General features: G+C 60.2%; 15 protein-coding genes. 4 read left to right on the top strand and 11 right to left on the bottom strand.

What is annotated here, in order from left to right; all coding sequences use genetic code 11:
- Window positions 1–21 precede the first annotated feature (21 nt).
- From AC3CB8_RS08765 to AC3CB8_RS08740, 6 genes are all read right to left on the bottom strand, one after another.
- Window positions 22–2,103: an AIPR family protein gene (locus AC3CB8_RS08765; protein WP_352485888.1), complete on the bottom strand. Its 2,082-nt coding sequence runs from the start codon at window positions 2,101–2,103 to the stop codon at window positions 22–24.
- Entirely contained in the window at window positions 2,103–3,086 is a 984-nt protein-coding gene (locus AC3CB8_RS08760) for a PD-(D/E)XK motif protein (protein ID WP_352485889.1), read from the bottom strand. Before AC3CB8_RS08760 ends, AC3CB8_RS08765 begins: the two co-directional genes overlap by 1 nt.
- Window positions 3,083–5,845 (bottom strand): Z1 domain-containing protein, encoded by a 2,763-nt coding sequence (locus AC3CB8_RS08755; RefSeq protein WP_352726668.1) that lies wholly within the window; start codon window positions 5,843–5,845, stop codon window positions 3,083–3,085. Before AC3CB8_RS08755 ends, AC3CB8_RS08760 begins: the two co-directional genes overlap by 4 nt.
- Window positions 5,842–7,326, bottom strand: a complete 1,485-nt coding sequence (locus AC3CB8_RS08750) for an ATP-binding protein (RefSeq protein WP_352485891.1) — start codon at window positions 7,324–7,326, stop codon at window positions 5,842–5,844. Before AC3CB8_RS08750 ends, AC3CB8_RS08755 begins: the two co-directional genes overlap by 4 nt.
- A 204-nt stretch (window positions 7,327–7,530) precedes the next feature.
- Window positions 7,531–9,012, bottom strand: coding sequence for a DNA cytosine methyltransferase (locus tag AC3CB8_RS08745; RefSeq protein ID WP_352485892.1), 1,482 nt, complete (start codon window positions 9,010–9,012; stop codon window positions 7,531–7,533).
- Window positions 9,009–9,428: a very short patch repair endonuclease gene (locus AC3CB8_RS08740; protein WP_352485893.1), complete on the bottom strand. Its 420-nt coding sequence runs from the start codon at window positions 9,426–9,428 to the stop codon at window positions 9,009–9,011. Before AC3CB8_RS08740 ends, AC3CB8_RS08745 begins: the two co-directional genes overlap by 4 nt.
- 356 nt (window positions 9,429–9,784) lie before the next feature.
- On the opposite strand from AC3CB8_RS08740, the gene AC3CB8_RS08735 reads away from it, so the two are divergent.
- A complete protein-coding gene (locus AC3CB8_RS08735) occupies window positions 9,785–10,429 on the top strand; it encodes a hypothetical protein (protein WP_352726672.1) in 645 nt (214 codons plus the stop codon).
- Between the two features lie 35 nt (window positions 10,430–10,464).
- Here AC3CB8_RS08735 and AC3CB8_RS08730 read toward each other — a convergent pair whose 3' ends face one another.
- The 3 genes from AC3CB8_RS08730 to AC3CB8_RS08720 all read right to left on the bottom strand — a co-directional run bounded on the left by AC3CB8_RS08730 (window position 10,465) and on the right by AC3CB8_RS08720 (window position 15,934).
- The gene (locus AC3CB8_RS08730) at window positions 10,465–11,829 is read right to left on the bottom strand and encodes a hypothetical protein (protein WP_352726674.1); all 1,365 of its coding nucleotides are present in this window, start codon (window positions 11,827–11,829) and stop codon (window positions 10,465–10,467) included.
- Window positions 11,826–13,949 carry an ATP-binding protein gene (locus tag AC3CB8_RS08725; protein WP_352485896.1) on the bottom strand — a complete coding sequence of 708 codons (2,124 nt, stop codon included), beginning with the start codon at window positions 13,947–13,949 and terminating at the stop codon, window positions 11,826–11,828. Before AC3CB8_RS08725 ends, AC3CB8_RS08730 begins: the two co-directional genes overlap by 4 nt.
- 332 nt (window positions 13,950–14,281) lie before the next feature.
- The gene (locus AC3CB8_RS08720; protein ID WP_352485897.1) at window positions 14,282–15,934 is read right to left on the bottom strand and encodes a hypothetical protein; all 1,653 of its coding nucleotides are present in this window, start codon (window positions 15,932–15,934) and stop codon (window positions 14,282–14,284) included.
- A gap of 560 nt (window positions 15,935–16,494) precedes the next feature.
- On the opposite strand from AC3CB8_RS08720, the gene AC3CB8_RS08715 reads away from it, so the two are divergent.
- Window positions 16,495–16,785 (top strand): hypothetical protein, encoded by a 291-nt coding sequence (locus tag AC3CB8_RS08715; RefSeq protein ID WP_352485898.1) that lies wholly within the window; start codon window positions 16,495–16,497, stop codon window positions 16,783–16,785.
- 422 nt (window positions 16,786–17,207) lie between these two features.
- On the opposite strand, the gene AC3CB8_RS08710 is transcribed toward AC3CB8_RS08715, so the two are convergent.
- Entirely contained in the window at window positions 17,208–17,669 is a 462-nt protein-coding gene (locus AC3CB8_RS08710) for a hypothetical protein (protein ID WP_352726677.1), read from the bottom strand.
- Window positions 17,670–17,827: 158 nt separating this feature from the next.
- Here AC3CB8_RS08710 and AC3CB8_RS08705 point away from each other — a divergent pair, with 158 nt between their 5' ends.
- Together AC3CB8_RS08705 and AC3CB8_RS08700 are read left to right on the top strand one after the other, a co-directional pair.
- Complete coding sequence (locus AC3CB8_RS08705) at window positions 17,828–18,583, top strand: hypothetical protein (RefSeq protein WP_352485900.1); 756 nt, start codon at window positions 17,828–17,830, stop codon at window positions 18,581–18,583.
- A gap of 104 nt (window positions 18,584–18,687) precedes the next feature.
- Complete coding sequence (locus tag AC3CB8_RS08700) at window positions 18,688–18,963, top strand: hypothetical protein (protein WP_352726680.1); 276 nt, start codon at window positions 18,688–18,690, stop codon at window positions 18,961–18,963.
- A 1-nt stretch (window position 18,964) separates the two neighbouring features.
- Here the strand turns inward: AC3CB8_RS08700 and AC3CB8_RS08695 are convergent, their stop codons facing one another.
- Entirely contained in the window at window positions 18,965–19,558 is a 594-nt protein-coding gene (locus AC3CB8_RS08695) for an SOS response-associated peptidase (protein WP_352726682.1), read from the bottom strand.
- Between the last annotated feature and the right edge of the window lie 17 nt (window positions 19,559–19,575).

Genomic DNA, 19,575 nt, shown 5'->3' with positions numbered 1-19,575 from the left:
CTGGCTGACTTCAACTTGAGCTCAGTTCGCCTCAACCGTCGCCTCCTCGGCGCTGGCAGACGGAAGCACACCAGCCTGCCGGACGGTCGAAAGGGCTTCGAGAGCGAAACGCGCCTGCTTGACCGAGGGCTTCTTCTCCCACCCACCTGCTGCATAGCCTGCCATCGTTCTGCAGATGCCCGCCAGTTTCCAGTGCAGAACCTTGGTCCGCTGGCCAATTTCAGCGGCCTCCAGCCACGCGGAACTGTCGACCTCCGTGCACTGCCGAATTCGCTCGAAATCCTCGACTGAGAGCGTCAAGGGTCTGGCATCGCCGTCGACCGAGGCGGCTGCATTGGCCAGTTCAGGGGGCAGAGGGTCGGCAAGTTCGGGCAGACTGTTTCGCATTGCCGTCCAGCAGTCCTCCTTCTTGAACCATTCGCCTGGATTGCGTTGCCCCGCGGTCGTTCGCAGCAACACATCGACCTCGGGCGCCCAGTTGCGAATGAGATCCTCCATCTCGGTCGAAATAGCCTGGTTCCGCCAGATCGATTCGAAATCGACCCGCCCACCTGCCCGCTGAGATATGCTGGCAACGATGTAGGCGACGATCTGCGCGCGGTAGGCCGGAAACTTCATCATCCGCAGCACCCGTTCGGCTGCGCGGTAGAGGATCGCGATTGCGACCAGACGCCGGAACCAGGCCGCATCTGGAGGTGGAGGTGGCTGATCTTTCATCCGCTGCATGAAATACTGAAAATTCTTCTGCCCTCCGAGACAGACCCTGTAGGGCAGACCACCCCAGGCGTTCAGGTATCTGGCAAGATCGAGCTTGCTCAGGCGCCGGGACTTGGGAGTCTGTGCGCGGAAGTTCTGCTGATCCGTCTTCCGATAGGATGCCTTCTGTTCTGCCGCCAGGTATGAGCCGCGCGCGCGTTCGTAGAACCAGCGGCCATTGCCGCTCTCCAGCCAAGCATTGTTCGCGAGCGTTTCGACTTCCTGATGGAAAGGGTCGTTCGCCGAGAAGTCGGCGGGCTGGATCGTGTTCTGACGGTTCGCGGCGCGGGAAACGGATCCGACCATCGAACTCAGATCGCCATCGGTTACGTGGATGATCTTCACGGGCACTTCGACGTCGGTAAGTTTTATGCTCTCCTTGACGCGTGCGCGGTGAAGGGAAGCAGTCGTCTGCCCTCCGTTGACGATCTGCAGCCCGCGAAGCTCGCTGATGAGTTCACGACCGGCAGCATCCTTTTCCAGCACGATGTCATCGACAGTCGCGACGATGCCATTGTTGAAAGCGAGGAACATGGACGGTTGATCAGCGATCGTCTTTCGCAGTTCGGCATTTACACTCCTGCGCCCCTGGATTCCGAGAAATGCGCGAACGTTCAGCTCGAGCAGCTTGACGCCATAGCGATGATAGATGCGCGACAGAACTTCGCCTGGAATGACCGTGAGATAGGCTTCGTAGCCACCACCCTCGGCGTGGACGTGCAGACAGGGCAGAGCTCTGCCCGCAAGCTGGCGCAGATCCACGGATATGTCGGATCGTGTTTCGCCCTCACCAAGAATGCGATGCAGTCGAACGATGTCGAAGGCGTCGTGCTCAATGGGCCTTCCCGCCCATTCGCCGTCCTTCGGCAGCGCCGACGCCAGGATACCATCCGTCAGGAGAATCAGGCGTATCGAGGTAATCCTGGTAGCGGCGCGTTCGATTTGCCGCGCGAGATCGCTGGCATCGGTGTTGGACGGCTCGAGTTTGTCCGCCAGACCGTCCATTGCCGCCCTCGCGAAGCGCAGGGCACGCTCGAAGGCACGTGTCGCATCGGCGGCTGAAATTCGGGCGGGGGGTATGTCGCCGCTGTACAGTGTGGTGAACAGTTCGAGCACGCCGCGTTCCTCATCCAGTGTGTAGCCATCGATTCGATAGCTCGCGCGCCCAAAATGGCCTTCCTGATTGAGGTCGAACGCAGCTTCCAGCTGGCCCACCTCTTCGAGCCGTTCGAGGACCATCCGGGTGAACATTTCCGAAGAAAACAGTGTCGGCGCGTCCGGGCTGGACACCGCATCTTCAACGTCTGATGCGAGCGCCTGTGCGAAATTCTGAAGAGTATCGTCCATCAGCTGTTCCTGTTGCAGTAGGTGGCACACCCATCCGACCAGGGCGAGGCGAATGACTGCAATGGCCCGAGTTCAATTGCGTAGGACGCCTCGATGATCCCCGCTGGCACGTCCGAGCGGTTCAGGCGCGGAAAGGCTTCGGTCACGGCATAGGCGGTGATCTGCTGGAGAGCCGTGCGCAGACCGGATCTCGCAGCGGTGTCATCCGGCCGAAGACCCCGCCGCAGCAGTGCGTTGGAGAAGTCACGCCTGGAAGCCTCAGTTTCCAGGCGTGAAGAAATGGCGTCGATCAGATCGTCCACACGTTCTCCAAGCGGCGTCTCGAACAGGCGCACGTGGAGCAGACAGAGTTGATCCAGGCCTGCTTGATCCAGCTGGTCAAGGGTCGAAATTCGTACTCTCGATCCGGCTCCCAGGGTTGTCTTTACTTCAAGCGCCTGCCCGGCATTCTCGAAATCATGGACTGCGTCATCCGGCGCGCGCCACGTCGCGACAAGGGATGGCCGCCGCTCCACGATCGTCTTCATGACACAGAGTTCGCCTATCAGCCCAATGACCTCAGAGCGGCTCATGCCACCTGCCAGTGAGCGTAGAAAGAGACGCCAGGCATCGAGCCTGGCAAGCACCAGCTTCAACCCGTCAGCAGCGGTGTCGGCGCCGGCAAAGCTGAGCACGTCGGCGCACACTGCTGCGAAGAGCTCGCGGTGAGCTGGCTCTTCCAGTGAGAGAACCATGCATTGACCACCGGCAGCGGCCGCCCGAAAGAAGCGCATTCCTCCGACTTCGAATTCAGCGTCGCCGACACTGGATGGGTCCGGCAGATCGAAGAGCAGGCATGGTGCAGTATCCAGCGCGCGCAGGGCGACATGAACATCGAGATGACTGGCTGGATCGATGCGAACGCTGACAAACTGGCGCTTTGGGGTGCCCCCGGCAGCCAGCCTCGCCCAGACCAGTTCCAGATCGGCGGCCATCACGCTCATCGCCGCGCCAGCTCCTTTTGAAGGACGGTGTTTTCCAGATAGATCCGCCGACTGGCCGTTGCACTTTCGGGAAAGCTGACCACCAGGCCAATGACGGGACCGTCGGTGTCCACGACACCGTCCTCGTCCGGATCGAGTGGATATATGATGAGCATTCCTGACTCAGGCCGGCGGCCACGGATGTAGCGGATGTCCGGCCCGGCTGGTCGGCTGGACGGGGCCATTCCCACTGCAGCGCGAGCAGCGTTCGTCCGGTCGAGTGCTGCTGCGAATTCAGTATCAGAGAGATCGAGTGCTTCATCGGGCGGGTTCAGGATCGACTTGACGATGTAGCGGTCAGCTGTGCGCCGCTCTGCCAGCGGGCGTCTGATGACACTCTTGATCCTGTTCCCCGCCACATCGACAAGGCGCCCGTCGCCTGCGGGGACGAATACCATCCAGCGGGTGAGCTCTGGCTGCGGCTGTCGCAGCTGGTCCTCGACGTAGGCCGCCAGCTGGACCGCCTCGATTTCCTTGTTCTCAGGCGGAAAGCTCATGGTACGGAGGTAGGCAGCAACCATCTCGCCCGTCACCTGTCTCCAGACGAGTCCGGCGGCAGTGCCGTCGCCGCCGGGTCGGTTGACCGAGCGTTCGGCGACGCCGAGCGTCTCGAGGAAGGTATCGGTTGCTCCGGCATTCTGCTCGAGCCGGCTCTTCTCTGTGTACATGACGGTCTGAATTTTGCCCTCGCCAGCGAAGCCAGTTCGACGTTCGATGGCATGACGTTGCTTGTTCGATGCCGTCACACTCATCACGCTGTGCGTCTGAACGCGCAGGCCATAGTCCTTCGGTGTCTGAAGCATCAATCTCATGTGCACGAGTTCAGCCCGCAATTCCTGACTGGCTGTCGCGACGTGGCGGAACCAGTCCTCCATGTCCGGCGTGGTGTAGAGCCGGCAGATATCGGCGAACCCGCGCCTGTAGCCAAACCAGCGCCCCATCTGCAGAAGGCTGTCATACTGCTTTGTGATGCGAAGAAAGTAGCTCACCGTGAGCCCTTCGAGAGTCAGGCCACGCGACAGCTTGTCGCCGCCAATTGCGATGACGGACAAGCCACTGTCCTTGTAGCGGTCGTAGTCCAGGTTCGCCTTTGACCGGCCATTCGCGACGATGACCTGGATCTTGTCATTCGAATCGGCAAGCCTGTCTCGCACCTGCGACCAGGTGAGGTGAATGGTCCCCCTGTCGAAGACGGTACCGGCAAGCGCTGCCGTGGTCGGCACAAAATCGGACAACCAGAGTGCTTCAAGCTCGGTCAGGGTTTCAGCATCGCCGCCCGATACACGGGCACGGATATCGTCCAGATAGCGCAGGACGTGGGCATGGACCTGGTCATGAACGTCAACGAATCGCGACACGTGGATCAGCATCGAATTGTGAGAGGCTTCCCTGCCTCGCGCCGCTCTGACCGCGCATGCGAGCATGAACGACCGGATCGCTTCCTTCAGCGATGGCGGAAGCTCATCCCGGCCATCGAAGCGTGGCCGAAGATACCTGTCGTGGGCTTCGGGAATCCAGTTCTCTGCCGTCTGGTTCACATGCCGGATCAGCGGCAGACCAACATTGTTGCCGTCGCTGTTGGATCCGAAGACCGCCACAGGACCGAAATAGTCGTCAGGTGGGGTGAGAGAGAAGATGAAGGTCGATGGAAACAGGTCTGCACCGTATTCGTCAGCCGTTCTCTCGTCGTGGATCAGAATGTTGGCGAAAGGGGTGGCGGTATAGGCGACGTAGGCAGAACGCGCAAACGAACGCAGCAGCTTGCGGATCTCGCCATTGATTCGTGTCGGGTCGTAGTCTTCGTCAAAGCTGCCGTCTGGCAGCGTTGGCTGGTCCTTGGTATCGATCGATGCCTGGTCGGCTTCGTCGTCGATCAGCAGCAGTGGCGCAGCTCGGAAATCTTCGTGCAGCTTGCGGATCCAGCCGTTGAGATTGCGCAGAATGGTCGCATTCTTCTTGACGACGAACAGGCAGGGTTGATCGAGGGGAGCAAAGTTGGCCTGACGTGCAAAGGCTACATTGAAGTCGCCGGTAGGCGAAGCGAGCGTAAGGCTGCCGACATTCAGCGCTGGCGGGATGAGACCTACGCCGACTGCCTTCATCTGGCCAGCGCCCAGCTGCTCCGGCTTTGTATCATAGCCGAGGAAATCGAGTTCCAGACGTTGCTGGGTCTGGAGGCGCAGCAGATTGTGCATCCCCGCGAGAACGATGACCACGCGATAGCCCGCATCCACCGCGCGGTTGATCACGCCAGCATAGTGCGCCGTCTTGCCGGACTGGACGTCGCCGACGACAAGACCCCGCCAGCTCCAGGGGCCCTCCCGTTTCGGGTCGTCCAGCAGTTCAACCACACGGGCAGTGCTGTCGCGCAGTTCATCGACCGAACGGATAGGCCAGTCAGCCTCTGAAAGCTTCTGCAGGTAGCGGGTCATGAACGGACCAGGTTTGCGGCGCTCGCCGACGTACCAGTCCGCTGGCACGTTGTCCTTGTCGATGACCGCGACTGCGGGACCCTGCTGGACCACATACGCTGTCTCAAGAACCTTTACAGCTTCCTCCAGCTCGATCTCACTGAAGGTGTGGGCGGTCCGTTTGGCGACCATGGGACTGACGAGGTCGATGGTCTCCCGGATTGCCGTCCTTTCGATAGGCTGTTCGTTCGTGGACGTCAGGAGTTGCCGAGCCATGTTGATCAGCGTTTGCCTGGGGTCGCCGCTCATGAGGGCTCTCCGAATCTCGAAAGCACGGTCGCGCGGAGTGCGGGGGCGTCCAGGCGGAGTGTCCGCAGCAGCGAGTCCAGCACCTCCTCGGGCTCGCGGTCGGATGCTGATGCTCGCAACGCCGTTACGAGGTCATCGACCAGGGCGGCATCAACGTCGGCTGCCGTCGCTGGAGTCTCCGCGCTCTCGGAGACGTCCAGCCAGATGCGCTCGACGGGTACGGATCTCTCGATGAGACTGAACGCTGATCGAGCCAGGCGGGCAGCCCCCGTGTCACTCTGGAGAAGACTGGCAATCACAGGGTTGTCACGGTTGATCCGGTAGCGCCGCTTTCCAGAAAGATATTCTTCCATCCAGACAGGTGAGACGGCCATTGCGGTCTTTCCGGTGCGAACCTGACCGCCTCGCCAGGCAAATACCTCCCTGGCGGTCTCGCGGCACGCTGAACCAATGTTGATCAGTCGCGCACGGAGATTCGCTGGCGGTCGCGCAGTCGCCTTTCTGATGTCGATCCGCCACGCGGAATCGACCCTCTGAGGGAGGTCGACGGCAATGCGCGCAAGACGGCTGCTCTCTTCCTTTGTCCATTCCCGAAGAGATCCCAGACCGAGCCAGTTGCCCGCAACGATCAGGCGCTTGGCCCGATAGATGTAGAAGCCCTGCCGTTCCGCCCAGCCGCCGGGACCTCCTGCGGCGACGTATTCGCCGTCGTTGGCGAAACGGTCCCGGTGGGGGAGTACAAATGGTGCCACATGTACGGCCTGCGCACCGGCGCCGACCCGCCCCGCTCCCAGCCGCTGTGTCGCGGGATGGGTGCGAAGCATTGGATCCCACCCTTCCACATCACGCCCGTTCACCACGATACGGATGCGTCTGGCGTCGAGGCTGAGAAAACGGTGAAAGACCATCGCGAAGTGACTTCGAATATCCTGGAGTTTCGCGAAAAAATGCCCCTTGTCGAGCCCGAACAGCCCGCCGATCTCATCCATTCGTTCCAGTACGACAAGCGTGCCGGAAGGACGCTTGTCAAGGGCCGGCAGATGGTCGAATTTCTGTGGCAGCAACCCGACGCCAACAGTCCAGCGCCTGGTGCGAAGCACGTCATCGACATCCCAGGTCCTGCTGTTCGTTTCGCCGTCGCAACGGCTGAGCACCGTCAGGCACCGGCATTGCGAAAGCGATGCCGTCTTCATGCCCAGTCCAAACCGGCCAAGGTCGTCAGGCTTCCTCTCGACGTCGGGACCATTACCGCCAAAACGCATGGCGGATTCCAGGTCGGCTGACGTCATTCCTCGGCCGTCATCGAGCACGCCGATGCGCATCTCACCGTCGTTCCAGTCGATGCTGAGCTCGATCGTCTGCGCCTGGGCTGCGATGCTGTTGTCGATCAGGTCGGCAAGGGCGGTTTCAGGCGAATAGCCAAGTCCGCGCAGCGACTGCAGCAGTGCCGCGGGAGTCGGTGCGATCTCTACAGGTTCCAACTCACTATACCCCCTCCATCCCTCCCCGGAGAACCCGTCTCCCGCCAATCAGGATCATCTGCCACCCCGACCGGCGCTGCGGATGCTTTCCCATTGTTTCAGGCGACCGCCACTGATCGGCATGTACTGTGGGAATTTCATTCCGGGAGACGCGGCTTCTGGCTTGAACAGCTTATCGGCTTTGGCAGGCGCAGGGATTTGTCCTCACGCCGCGTGCCTGTTCGCTGCCTCCAGTTTTTTCCACGACCCAGCCGCCATCCTCAGTTCTGTCTTGATGTGCTCCGACACCGCGTACGCCAGCAACGGTGGCACTGCGTTCCCGATCTGACGAAAGGATGCATTCATGGCCCCAGCGAACCGAAACCCGTCGGGAAAGGATTGCAATCTCGCTGCTTCACGGACCGAGATCATGCGTTGCTGCTTGCTGTCCCAGTGAATGTGCGAATAGGAGTCCTTGCCCAGGTGCGCGGTAAGGGTGCGAGATGGCAATGTGGGCTCAAGCTTCCACCACTTGTTCGGGAACTTGCCCGGATCGTAGGGCGGAACGCAGTTGCCGCGGATTTCATCATATCGAGCGCTGCCCTTGCGTGGCCGCCTGCTTTCAGATGCCAGCATTTCGCCAAAAATCTCTTCGGCAATCTGAAGGGCCCTGGGATAGTCCGCGCCCGCTCGCATCCTGCGGAAGATGGGAAAATCGCGTGGTGTCAGACGCACCACATGGCCATCTACTGTTCCGCCGGTCTTGAAGCCCTTCCATTCCCGCATCAGATGGGCATATGAGGACAGTCCGGTGAAAGACCGATAGGGCAACGAATCCTGCACCTTTCGGCGCTTCATCGCTTTCGGATCCCGGTAGTGTTCTGAAATGTATGGAAGATCCGAGAGAGCGGCCTTCACCGTCACCGCACCTGGAAGATCCGACGAAGCGACCGGGATTGGATGGAAGTGTGAATTGATCTCCGGGATGTACTTCAAGGCTACCGTTCGCGCGCCCTCATATCCCGAGGGCAGTTCGACTGAATGCGTGGGGCTGGGGAATGTGGGCACATATCCGAGCGACTTGTCGACCGCGACGAGAAACAGCCGCTCCCGCAACTGAGGGACCCCGTAGAATGCCGCATTCAGGAGCGTGTAGCTTGTTGAATACCCAAGCGCGTCAAGCGTCTCGCTGATTTCCTCGGGTATGTTGTGGCCACCGAAATTCAGGATGTCAGGAACATTCTCGATCAGGATTATGACAGGCTGAGCCACTTCGACGTACTGCAGGAATCGCTGATAGAGCTTCGCCCTTGCGTCATTTCGAAAGGCCGCGTCGTCGCCAGTCACCGAACGGAGCTTGGATCGCCCGATCCTCGCAAACGCCTGGCAGGGGAGACCTGCTGCCAGGACGTCAAATGCATGTTCTGCGCCCCCAAGGCCGAGATCTCCGGCGAGGGTTTCGGGACCGCATTCGACCATGTCGCGTGGAGCCGCCCAACCTTTGGCGCTGGTGCCTTCGGGAGGCGAAAAGTTGACCGCATAGCTCTGCGCAGCGTCTGAATCGTTTTCAACATGTGCAACAAGTTCGAAGCCGGCGGCCTGCAGCCCGAGCGACATGCCGCCGCAACCTGAGCAGAGCTCGAGAACGCGTGGCTTCGAACCTCCGGCGATCCGCTTTATCTTTTCCGAACGGATGGCGCTGCTCATTGAGCGGCTTCCATTATGAGGAGATCATTGAGTCGGGAAACAACCTCCCCGGGCCGCCGGGTTTCGCATTCCCAGATGATGAGGGGATCCCACCCGGCAGCGCGCAGTTCGTCCATGACTCGAGCATCACGGACGATGTTGCTGCCGAACTTCGCCTCCCAGAAACTGGCATTCGACTTAGGCGTATACGCAAGGCGACAGCCCTTGTGGCGGTGCCAGAAGCATCCATGCACGAAAAGGGCCTTCCGTCGGCCGGGGAACACGAGGTCAGGGCTACCTGGGAGATCCTTGCGATGAAGCCGGAACCGCAGCCCAAGTGAGTGCGCAGCGCGCCGAACAACCATTTCCGGCACAGTATTCTTCCCCCGGATCCTGGACATGACATTGGAACGTTGTTCCCTGGTCAGAATATCCACGTTCCGTTCCCCTACTGTTCCTGCAACCTGATACCGAATATGCGGGCAATGCGCTAGCCCTGTTGAAGCCTGTTCCCAATGATTACGAGCGGTCAATCGAGGCTAGGCTTCGTCCCGATGCCTGAAACTGGGAAAATGAGGCGTGATCGTTTTTCTGGCTGACGTTAAACTGCGACGGTGCGTCAGCGGCCGTGTTGGCATCCCCGGTTGCGCCAGGGTCGCTTGCGTATCAGCGGTAGCTGACGGCATAGGTTTCGCGACCAGGTGTATCGGCCCAGTCGTGATCACAAAACTGGAACGCCAACGCTCTGCGATGCACACTATCCGTCGTTGCCGAAGAGCCGTATCATTGGAAAGTGTTCAAGCATGTTCTGTTCGACGTCCAACCAGAGCGGAAGGTTTCCGCTGAAGGTCTCAGATGGCCTGTCGGCGCTGAGGTCGAGACCGACAGCGGTCTGGGCTGCAACCGCGAGTATTGTGATCTTCGCGGACTGTCGTGGACCGATGCGCGGCAGATACATGCCCTCGAACTCGCGATGATCCGCAAGATCGAGTCCGGTGAAGAACCGGGCGAAGATTATGCGTCTATTGAGGACGAGCTGGAGTCAACCGATGAGACCGGACTGCTCATGGGCCTCGACATCGGTGTCGCTTCTACTGTCGCGGCACTCTCAGCAGCACGGTGTATTCCCGTCACAAGCTGCAACGGCGGGGCGTTCGGGATACCGCACCACGAGGCCCATCCGCTCGTCGTATTCTGCGCAAGACCACAGCAGCTCGAACTGCTTGTTCAGGGAGCGGAAAAGGCAGGCGTCGGGCTGGTCAGCAATGCGTCGGGCCATCTCGTAGTCTACGCAGACGACATCAGAAAAATGCCCGCCTTCGCTCTCGCGCTGATCGAAACGCGCGCTGCGTTCCGGCAGCAGCGCTTCCGAACATCCGGCAAACCGGGAGCCGACAAGGATTTCACACACGCCAGCCAGCTGAAGCTGTTTGACTAGCTGCTGTGGAATGGCCGAGCCTCATGCGATTGGCGTCAATCGAACGTTATGATGCCGGGTCTCGCCGAATAGCCGCTCATCTGTGACGCGATCTGGCTCATGAGCGGCTCCCGTACACGGTACAGAACCGTTGCTCCCACCATTTCTGCATCAGAAAGCGACGTCGTCCAGTGCCAGTCGATGATAAGGCGGCGATCTGCTGGCACGCCACCTCCCAGCGGAGGTATCGCGAAGCAGGGTGTCGTCGAGATCGCGCCATGATTGTTGAAGCGAAGACCCAGGCCCTTGTCCTTCAATGTCCCGGGCACCTCGAGTGCGAGCACGACCGGTCGCATGACACCCTTGGATTGAGCCTGATCGCAGATGGCTCGCATGCCGACGAATACCCAGCGGCATTCCCGCGCGACCTCAGCCATATCGGGGAGCGAAGGTCTGTTCTGCCCTTTCGACTGGCTGGAGAGGAAATCCGCCGCGATATCCTGCAGCGTCCGCTGTGTTCTCGCCGCCATCTTTTCGGCCGCACCGTCAGGCAACATGAAGACCACACCGCGATCGCCCGCATCCATCGGCCCTGAGCCGGCACGGGCGATGTGACTTAGCGCATTGAGGTGCGAGCCATGTGCCGGCTCAGCTGTCGGTATGTCTGGTGCGAGCGTGATCGCATCAGTCCACAGCTGGATCTCCCCATCGGCCGGCAGCTGGTGCATCAGGCGATCAAACAGAATCGGCACCAGCGCCTCGTTCACCGCGGCGCGGCGATCCATTGCAACGTTGCCGCTCCCCACGGCGCTGCGCGCTATATGCGTCAGCATGGCGTGGAGGGATGGCCCGTATCGTGCAGCGAATCTGTCCTCGCGCGAGAAAAGGTCCAGCAGCGAGCTGATCACGTCTCCCGCGGCACGGTGCGCCGACATTTCCCATTGCATGAGCGCCCGGATCTGCGGCTGGTCCGCTATTACCGACATGATTTGCTCGCGAAGGCTTGCACCCCCGTCCTTCGCGGCGCCGTCAGGTGTGAAATTCTCCTTCTGCAGAAAGCCGGTTACAGCAGGCGGTGGGATCTCCGCTACATGGGCAGCGAAATGCGCCATAAGCCCATCATGCTTGTCGGCCTTGCTGCTCCAGGTGATCAGTACATAGGGCCCATTGTCAGGCGCCAGGACCTTGCACAGGATGGTGGCCGCAGCTTCGTACATCGCAACATCGTTGGTCACGGCCTTGAGGTAGTTGATGTCGAAGAATACCAAGCGCACACCGCTGAGCGGCGTGCGAATGTCGACCTTTGTTCCTTCGACCAGGACCGGCAGGCAGGCGACATCAAGTTGGCGCAGCGCCTTCACGATCGTGGTGAGCTCCCGCAGGTCGTCGTCGACGGCGATCACCGAGGGAGGATGGATCATTTGATCACCTGCCCGAACTGCATCGCGACCACCGCACCATCTACCCAGTCGGGCAGCTCAAGATCCTCGCGTTCGGGGAAGAGCAGCGAGCCACTGGCCAGCGACATAGCAAGCGACGAATAGTAAAGGCCGAGGCCCATGCCGTCCGGGCGTCGAGTGAAGAAAGGCTTGGTGACAATCTCCGGCAGATCCTGAAATCCGGGGCCGTTGTCCGCGACGATCAGGGCCGGACCGCCGGGAAGATCGTCCGTCAAGGCGATGTGGATCCGCCTTACCTGCGGCTCGTCCGGCCCCTGATCCGGCCAACGGACACGGAGCCAGTAGATGGCATTGTCGACTAGATTGACGAGCACATTCTGGAGCAGCGCCGATGACCCCGGAATTCTGATCTTGGGCATCCCTTCCGGCAGATCATAGGTGACCTTCACCTGGTGCCGTCTGTAGCGCCGGACATTGATCTCAGCATTGCTTTGAACGAGTTCACGGATGTCGACGCCATCTCGCGTCTTCTCCTTGAGCAGGCCACCGACGCTTTCGATAAGGCCCATCAGGCCACGGGACTGCTGCTCTAGGAGTTCGGGCGAGGCCTTGCTGCGGACGGCCTCGTGGATCGAGCGGACGCCCTTCTCAACCTCGTGAATGACAATCGCCAGGTTGAGACCCGACATGCCCGCGCGCAGAAGCATATCACGCATCTCAACGTACTCTTTTTCGACGCGGTCGACCAAGGGAAGTATCGTTCTGGCGTCGGCAGACGCCGCTACCGCCTCTCTGAGACGTCTCAGCGGCGTCTCGACCAGAATTTCATCTTTGTCAGCAGCGTCTTCAAGCAGACGTTTGAGGCGATCCTTGTCGAGTGCGCGTTCCACTTCGAAACGGTGGATGACTGCAGTCACGATCCCCCGGAATCGTTTGAACGTCTCGGTTTCGTCAAAGCCCTCACGGTTGGTCTTTTCCCGGAGCCTGGTGCTTGTCTCAAGGTTCAGGTTGATAGCGCCAATGACGATGTTGCGGCTCAGGCGCTGAGAGGGTCGATTGACGCGTCGCAGGTCCAGATGCAGCCAGTCGTCACCGGGTTCACCATAGTTGTAGACGCGCACACCATCGCGATAGACCCGAACACCGCCCTGCTGATCGAGGAACTGCTTTACCAGCAGGTTCTGCGGAAGCAGGGTCAGAATCTTGCGATCGCGGTCATAGGCCACAAGCTGGCCGCTGATCGGGCCTATTCCATCCAGCGTCTGAACATCCGCTACTGGAGACGACCTGTCGCCGGATTCCTTTTCGAGAAGCAGCGGATCGCTTTCGCCAGAAAGACGCCGCCCCTCAAGTCTGCGCCCGATCGGTGATCTGAATTCATACGACCAGTTCAAAGTACCGTCGAACGTGAACTCAAAATGCCATGGTGCCAGCTCGACGAGAGCCTGCACATCGGGCATTCCCTCAAGCCACTCAGGGTGCTCCGGAATGCTCAGTTCGGCCGAGAAGCCGTCTGAAGAATCGAAGGGGGAACTGATCGCCGTGATCGATCGGTACAGCTGGCGGGCCTCGCCGCGCCGCCACACTCGATTTCGCAGCTTGCGGATCGAGATGAGAGTGCCATGCGGCTTCCGACCGTTTTTCTCCGTGAAGAATTCGGGCTCGCGCGTGTGGACCGTGACACTCGTCTGATCGAGATAGCGGACGTTGGTCAGTTCATCCCAGTCGAGCAACACTTGGTGTTCGACATTCTCTCCTCTTGGCCGGGTCAGCAATTCTATCCGGTGCCCGAGCTTGTGGACCGCGAACCGGCCAACCCCCTTCTCACCGAGTGGCAGACGGTTAAACAGCTTGGTGCGCCGCTTCTCCAGCCGCTGAATCTCACGGTGATCGCTGGCGGGTTCAAGCCAGATCGACGTGATCGTCTCCATATCCATTCCGTCACCGGTATCGATGACGTCGATCGTCGGGTCGTCACCGTCTACACCTGCAAGTGTCACAGTGACCGATCCGGCATCAGCGTCGTAGGCGTTCTTGACGAGCTCGAAGATCGCCAGCTGATCGGTGCCGATCAGCTGATCTCCGAGGAGAGCAAGAATACGCGCCCTGGCGCGGAATGGGGCGACGATTGGGTCAGTCAAGCGCACCAGCCACGATATGGCCACTCTCCGGCACGGACACAGGGTAGAAATTGAGCCGTCAGATCGCCGACAGCGATACCACCAGCCCGGCTTTGATTGCGGTGAGCCGCCAGCCGAGGTGTCAGCCCGGGCGCATACCCGGGATGCCGGCTGCTTGAGCCACACAGAGACGATACAGTCGGTGTGCAGGGAGGTGGACTGAACGTGGAAAGCCGAGCGAAATCCATGAGTAAGCCCTCTCTCAAAAGGTGCTCAATCCGGTTTGGCAGTCCTCTGTTTTGCCGACCCATGGGACGTTCCCTAGCATACTTGTCAAACGTTTCGCCAGGACTCTAGGACGATCGCACTTCAACTGTCAGCCCTGGTATTTCATGGATATCGATGGAAGGCGTTCGGCGCCTTGACCTGGCGGCTCCGCGACTTCGGGCCAGCACCCGGAGAATGTCCGGGTCCCGGCCGGTCAGGCACCTCTGAACCAGTCGTGGCCAGCTCTCCCAGTGCGCACGCTCATCATAGCCGATTTCTCCGCTGAAGCGCGCAGCGTGCCGCGCGAGCACAAGCAGAACTGGAGGTGCCGCCGAACCCGACGGACCGAGGCCAAGGGCGGTGGAAACGGCTCCTGAAGATCGACTGCCAATCCATTCGGAAACGCGGCTCACCCATTCGTTGGCCTTGAGCAGATTCATTCGCCGGCTGTTGCGCTCCGCGAGAGACCGCCCGTAGATGTCGGGCCATTTCAGCTGTACCAACCCGAGCCGGCCGGTCGTGTTGTCGATCAACACTGCGTCAATGTCGGTTAATTCTGTCCCGTCTGTTCGTCTGATACGGAAGCCTCGGTCGGGAATTGCGTATCGTGGTGGTGTAAAAAGCTCTCTGAGGTTCTCTCTGAATACCTGCTCGCGTCCGTCCACGGCCCTGTCCCAATCCCGACGGTAGGTTCGACGGAGATGCCAGGTCAGACCTGCACTTGCATTCATCACGCCACCGAACATTGGCAGCAGAACGAAGTGCCGACCGAAGTCGACATAGTAGGGCAAGGGCAGCTCGTGATCACGCTCACAGCCAGCCGCCGTGTCCGCATTCAGCGACAGGCCGGCAATGATCTGCTGCGCCCCTTCGGCGGTCTCTCCGGACTGCTGCCAGACCGCCGCCACGTCATCTTTTCGGGCGAACACCGTGAGCAGGTTGCGAAGTTCGAGGCCCGTCGTCCTGGCCTTCAATCGCGTAGCGCAGGCGATGTGATGGAGCACACGCCCATACGCTGATATCGAGGCCCTGTTCCAGTCCGCGAATGGGCGTCCTCCGAGGAGCGCACTGCTCGGGAGTGCGTCTGCCTCCGCTGTTCCGGCATTATGAATTTCCGCAAAATCGCGATGATAGACCATTGTTTCCTCATCGGGATCGTAGCGCAGAAACCACCCATCCTGGACGCTTGCGTAGCGGTCTATCCTGCCGGCCACTTCAGCCTTCTGGGCCGCCATGCGAGCCGCGATCATCAACAGTCGCTGACGTGCCAAGGCACCTAGCCACGCGCCAGCTTTGCGTTCCGCGATATCGTCATCATCGGACGCCATCTCCAGTACCAGATGATTGTCCGAGAGGAATGTTGCTTCAGCCAGTCCGTATCGCTCCATGGCTGCCAGTCTCTGGACGACGGCAAGCCGGCCACAGTTGATGAGATGTTGATCAGCAACGGAGCTGAAGTGTGGGGTCGTCGGCTCCCATGGCACTCCACCAGGATCGTCCTGCAGGCATTCCATAAATGGCCGCAGTGCCGAAGCGGCCCCCAGGAGAATGAGGTGTCTGGCAGCATCCGTTCGCACCAGCTGGGCACTATTGGGAGCCATCGTGAACGCAAACGATGCTTCATCCAGGCCGCGCACGAGCTCTATGAGGAATTGTCGTTCGTATCCTGTCCAAGCTGCTGCTGTCCGCGCCAGGTATGCCGTCCGGATCGCGGAAATCACCTGCTCGGCACGGTGCATGATCTCAGGTCCCAGCGGTCGTTCATTACCGGTTCGCGCCCTTCTACCAGAATTTGCTTGAACCATCCTTCAGGATCGACCGTCCGGTGGAAAGAACTTACCATCTGCCACGTGGCGCGCCAGGCGCTCCTTCGCCATCAAAATGAACACGGGATTCCCGATGAGCTCAGATTTTCAGACGCACACGGACGGCTTGCAGCGTCGGCCTCCTTCTACTTTGAAGCCGACCTCCTGCTATTATGAAAGCAGAACCCCGAGGCACCGAGGCTTCCCCTAACCTGCGGTTTCAGCAATCCTGCTACGATGCGATATTCACCTCTTGCATTTGTGCTGGCGCTGGCAAAAGGGCGGTTGGCTCAAAACCCTTCCGCCACAGTGGAGGATTGGAAACCGCTGTCGGCTGCTACAGGCTGTACAACTGTCCCCCAAGTATACTACTCGCCAGAGGAGTTGGAACGGCAGCGTGAGAACACGAGGTGAGCAACCGAGCACGCCACCGCCTACATCTCTGCTGAACTGGAAAAAGCAAAAGGGCGCAGTGAACGGCGCGACAAAAGACCATGACCCGCCTGTCCTTTGCCGAGGAGCTTGAAAGCGCCGCGGATCGCATAGGGGACATGTCGCGGCCGGATCTGCAGATCATCCTTCGTCGCGCTGCTTTGATGCTCAGGAATGTTACCGGCGTTTCCCTTGAACCGGCGACTGAGAATGCACTCAACGACCTGGCTGCCGAGATGAAAGTGGGCCGGTCCGACCTCATACAGATTGTATTGCGCGAGTGGCTGGAGACGAACGCCTATCTCCCCGTGCGCACCATCGACGAGGAGAGCGAAACCGACGGGAGTGCGTAGTGGTGGTGGCGCCATCCTCATTCGTCTTTCCAGACGACACGTGCTCACTGGCCAGTTTCCGCGCCGGCAACTGTCGGCGCTCTGAGGAAGAACGGCGTATAAACCGCAGTCCTGCGTGCGTCCGCAACAGGGGACGTTGTCGCGCGCAGGACGGAGGAAATTCGCCCCCGCCGCGGGCGGTGAACGGGACAGCCGTAGGAGCGTCAGCATAGCGCCGGCCGCAGGACGGGACGCGGGACCGACTGTCCCCGTCCGCAGCGGTCCGCATAACTTTGCGTCACGATGGAAGCCGACCAGCCGTGATCGCGCGCAGTTCCGGTCCTCGGCAGTCAAGCCGCTGATCGCATCGATGCTGCTGGCTTGCCAGCACCAGCGCCGAGTTGGCCTGGAAATCGATGAGGTCCTGCGCCGTTCGGCTCCTCTCAATTGCGTGGCAGCTTGTGAATTTCAAGCCGGACAGGCCCGCCCCTGTCACAACTGGTGCAAAAAAGCGCGCGTTCGACTGAACTGAACAGAGCGCCTTTGCCATAGCGTTTGATGAGGCCGGCAGGCTTTACCGTTGCATGGTGCGAACAAGATCTGCACCAGGCCCGCAGCACATGCCATTCGCGAAGGTCTCCGAGGGCGACATCGAGGCCGGCGTGAACACTACCGTCGATGATGGTCTGTGGCGGGATCTTCACCTCGCCTGGCGTCAGGATCTTCTCCATCACATGCCGACTGTTGTAATGGATCAGCAGCATGCCCGGCCGGCGCCGGATGGCGGCCTGCCAGGCAGCCTGGCTCACCGTCGAATCGGGGGAGCGCGAAATGGTTTCTGACAAAGCCTGCTCCTCGCGATCCCAGACCTCGATCCGAAAATTGTCTTCCGCTGTTTTCGCCATAGCTTCGCCGGCCAGCGCGATTGACGCCGAGCCATGGTCCTCTGCTGCTCAAGATCACGCTGAAATAAGGAACATATTCCTGTCTCGTCAAGGGGAGCACTTGACTCTTTGTTCTCTTTTTGTTCACATTAACAGAGAGAGGCCATAGGAGGCGAACCATGGAACTTCGCTTGAACATTGAGAACGCAATACCCGAAGAGCTCGCACGCGGCATCGCCGCAGCCGAAGCCGTGTTTGCACGCGCCGGCATTACGGCTTTGCAGGGCGCGGAAGGACTGTTTGCGTTGGAAGGGTGGGATATCAAAGGCTTTCCGGAAGACGACAAGCCTACCGAAGACGAGGACCAGGCCGCCACAGTCTGGCTGGAGGCCGACGAGGCTGCGACGGCTGCTTGTTGTGCGGGCTGGCCGGAGGACAAAATTCCGCGCCATCAGGTCATGGAACTGATCAACGTTCCCCGCACGAAGTTGCAGGCCGAGGCGCTTCCGGACACGTGGCCGGCGCGCAAACAGCTCTATCCTGACGTCGTCAAACGGCTGGAGGTTACAGCTGGCCCAGACCGCCAGATCGATTTCGACATTGCCTTCGTTCTGGGTTGGGTGCCCGAGCGGCCGACGCTGGATCGGGTTGAGCCGCTATCGGAAGAGGGAGACCGTATCCCCTTCTTCACCAGCGACCTTGCCCAGGTCGAAGAGATGGCTCGCAAGGCGCTCAAGGACTGGACAATCGAGATCGACCGGGATCCCTGCGATGCCCACGTTTTCGACCCGGCGGCCAGTGATGACGATGATGAATTGCGCATGGCGGCGTGGCGTGATTTCGACGGCTCCCTGCACATGGAGAAGCCACCGGCAAATCCTGCAATCGCGCTGACGCTGGCCATGATGCGTGGCCAATCGATGCATTTCGAATAGTGGTCAAACGCAGTCGGGGTTCACCAACGCCATCGGTCATCGACCGCGACTGGCCACACCAGGTTGCGCTGCCCGATGACCTCTGCACCGACCGGAACTTCACCATGATCGCGACGTTCTGCCAGGAACGAGGGCTTAAGCACCAGACGCGGCATGTGCAGGCGATATGGCCGAATGGCAAATATGAAACCTATCGGCTCCATTGCTTCAGCGACGCCGCATCTGCAGAGGTGTTCCTTGATCACTTCGAGGGGCTGATGTTCGATCCGAGGCGGGATCGAGAGAATGGGAAGGTGCGTGGCGTCTGGCGCCGCATAGGCGAATACGCGCCGGTTTTCGATCTCGGTCCGCTCAGCGCACCAGAGATCCTGCGCAGCTGAGTCATGAGCTTTCAGGGCGAACTGTCTCGACCGACAATGATCCGGCCGGGAGCGGCCGCAAGAGCTCCGCCTCAGGCTTTGTCAGATTGATCCAGGCTGCCCAATCCTCGGGCTGAAGGACGACCACTTGCCGATTGTGATATGGCTCGACATCCGGCCCGGGATCGGTCGTCAGCATGGTGAAGGTGGGCGGCTTGTTGCCGACGGCTTCGCGCCACAGCCCTGCGACGGCCATGAATGGAGAGCCGTTGAGTGTGAAGCGATGTTTCGCCTTCGGATATTTCGTGCCTGTGAACTCGAAGAACGCGGATGCAGGAACAAGACAGCGCTTGCTGTTTCCGAACTGCCGCCCTTCGGAGCGGAAATTGAACACTGGCCCGCCTTTTGGTCCGACTGGCGGAAATCCGAAAGTCATCGATGTCAGTTCGATCGTGTCATCGCCGGCACGCATTATCGGCGCCGGGTCGTTGATGCGGACGTCATCCGCCTGTGGCAGATCGAGTTTGGTCTGGTGGCTGGGGATTTTGAGCGCCAGTGACGCCATCATCCGGCAATATTCTGCCCAGAGGACATGCTGTTCATAGTCGTTGCACATGGGAGGCTCCGGGCCTG

It is taken from the genome of Mesorhizobium sp. P160927 (assembly GCF_057766385.1).
Note: the sequence above shows the minus strand (reverse complement) of the source record. Positions and strands in the feature narration are given on the sequence as shown.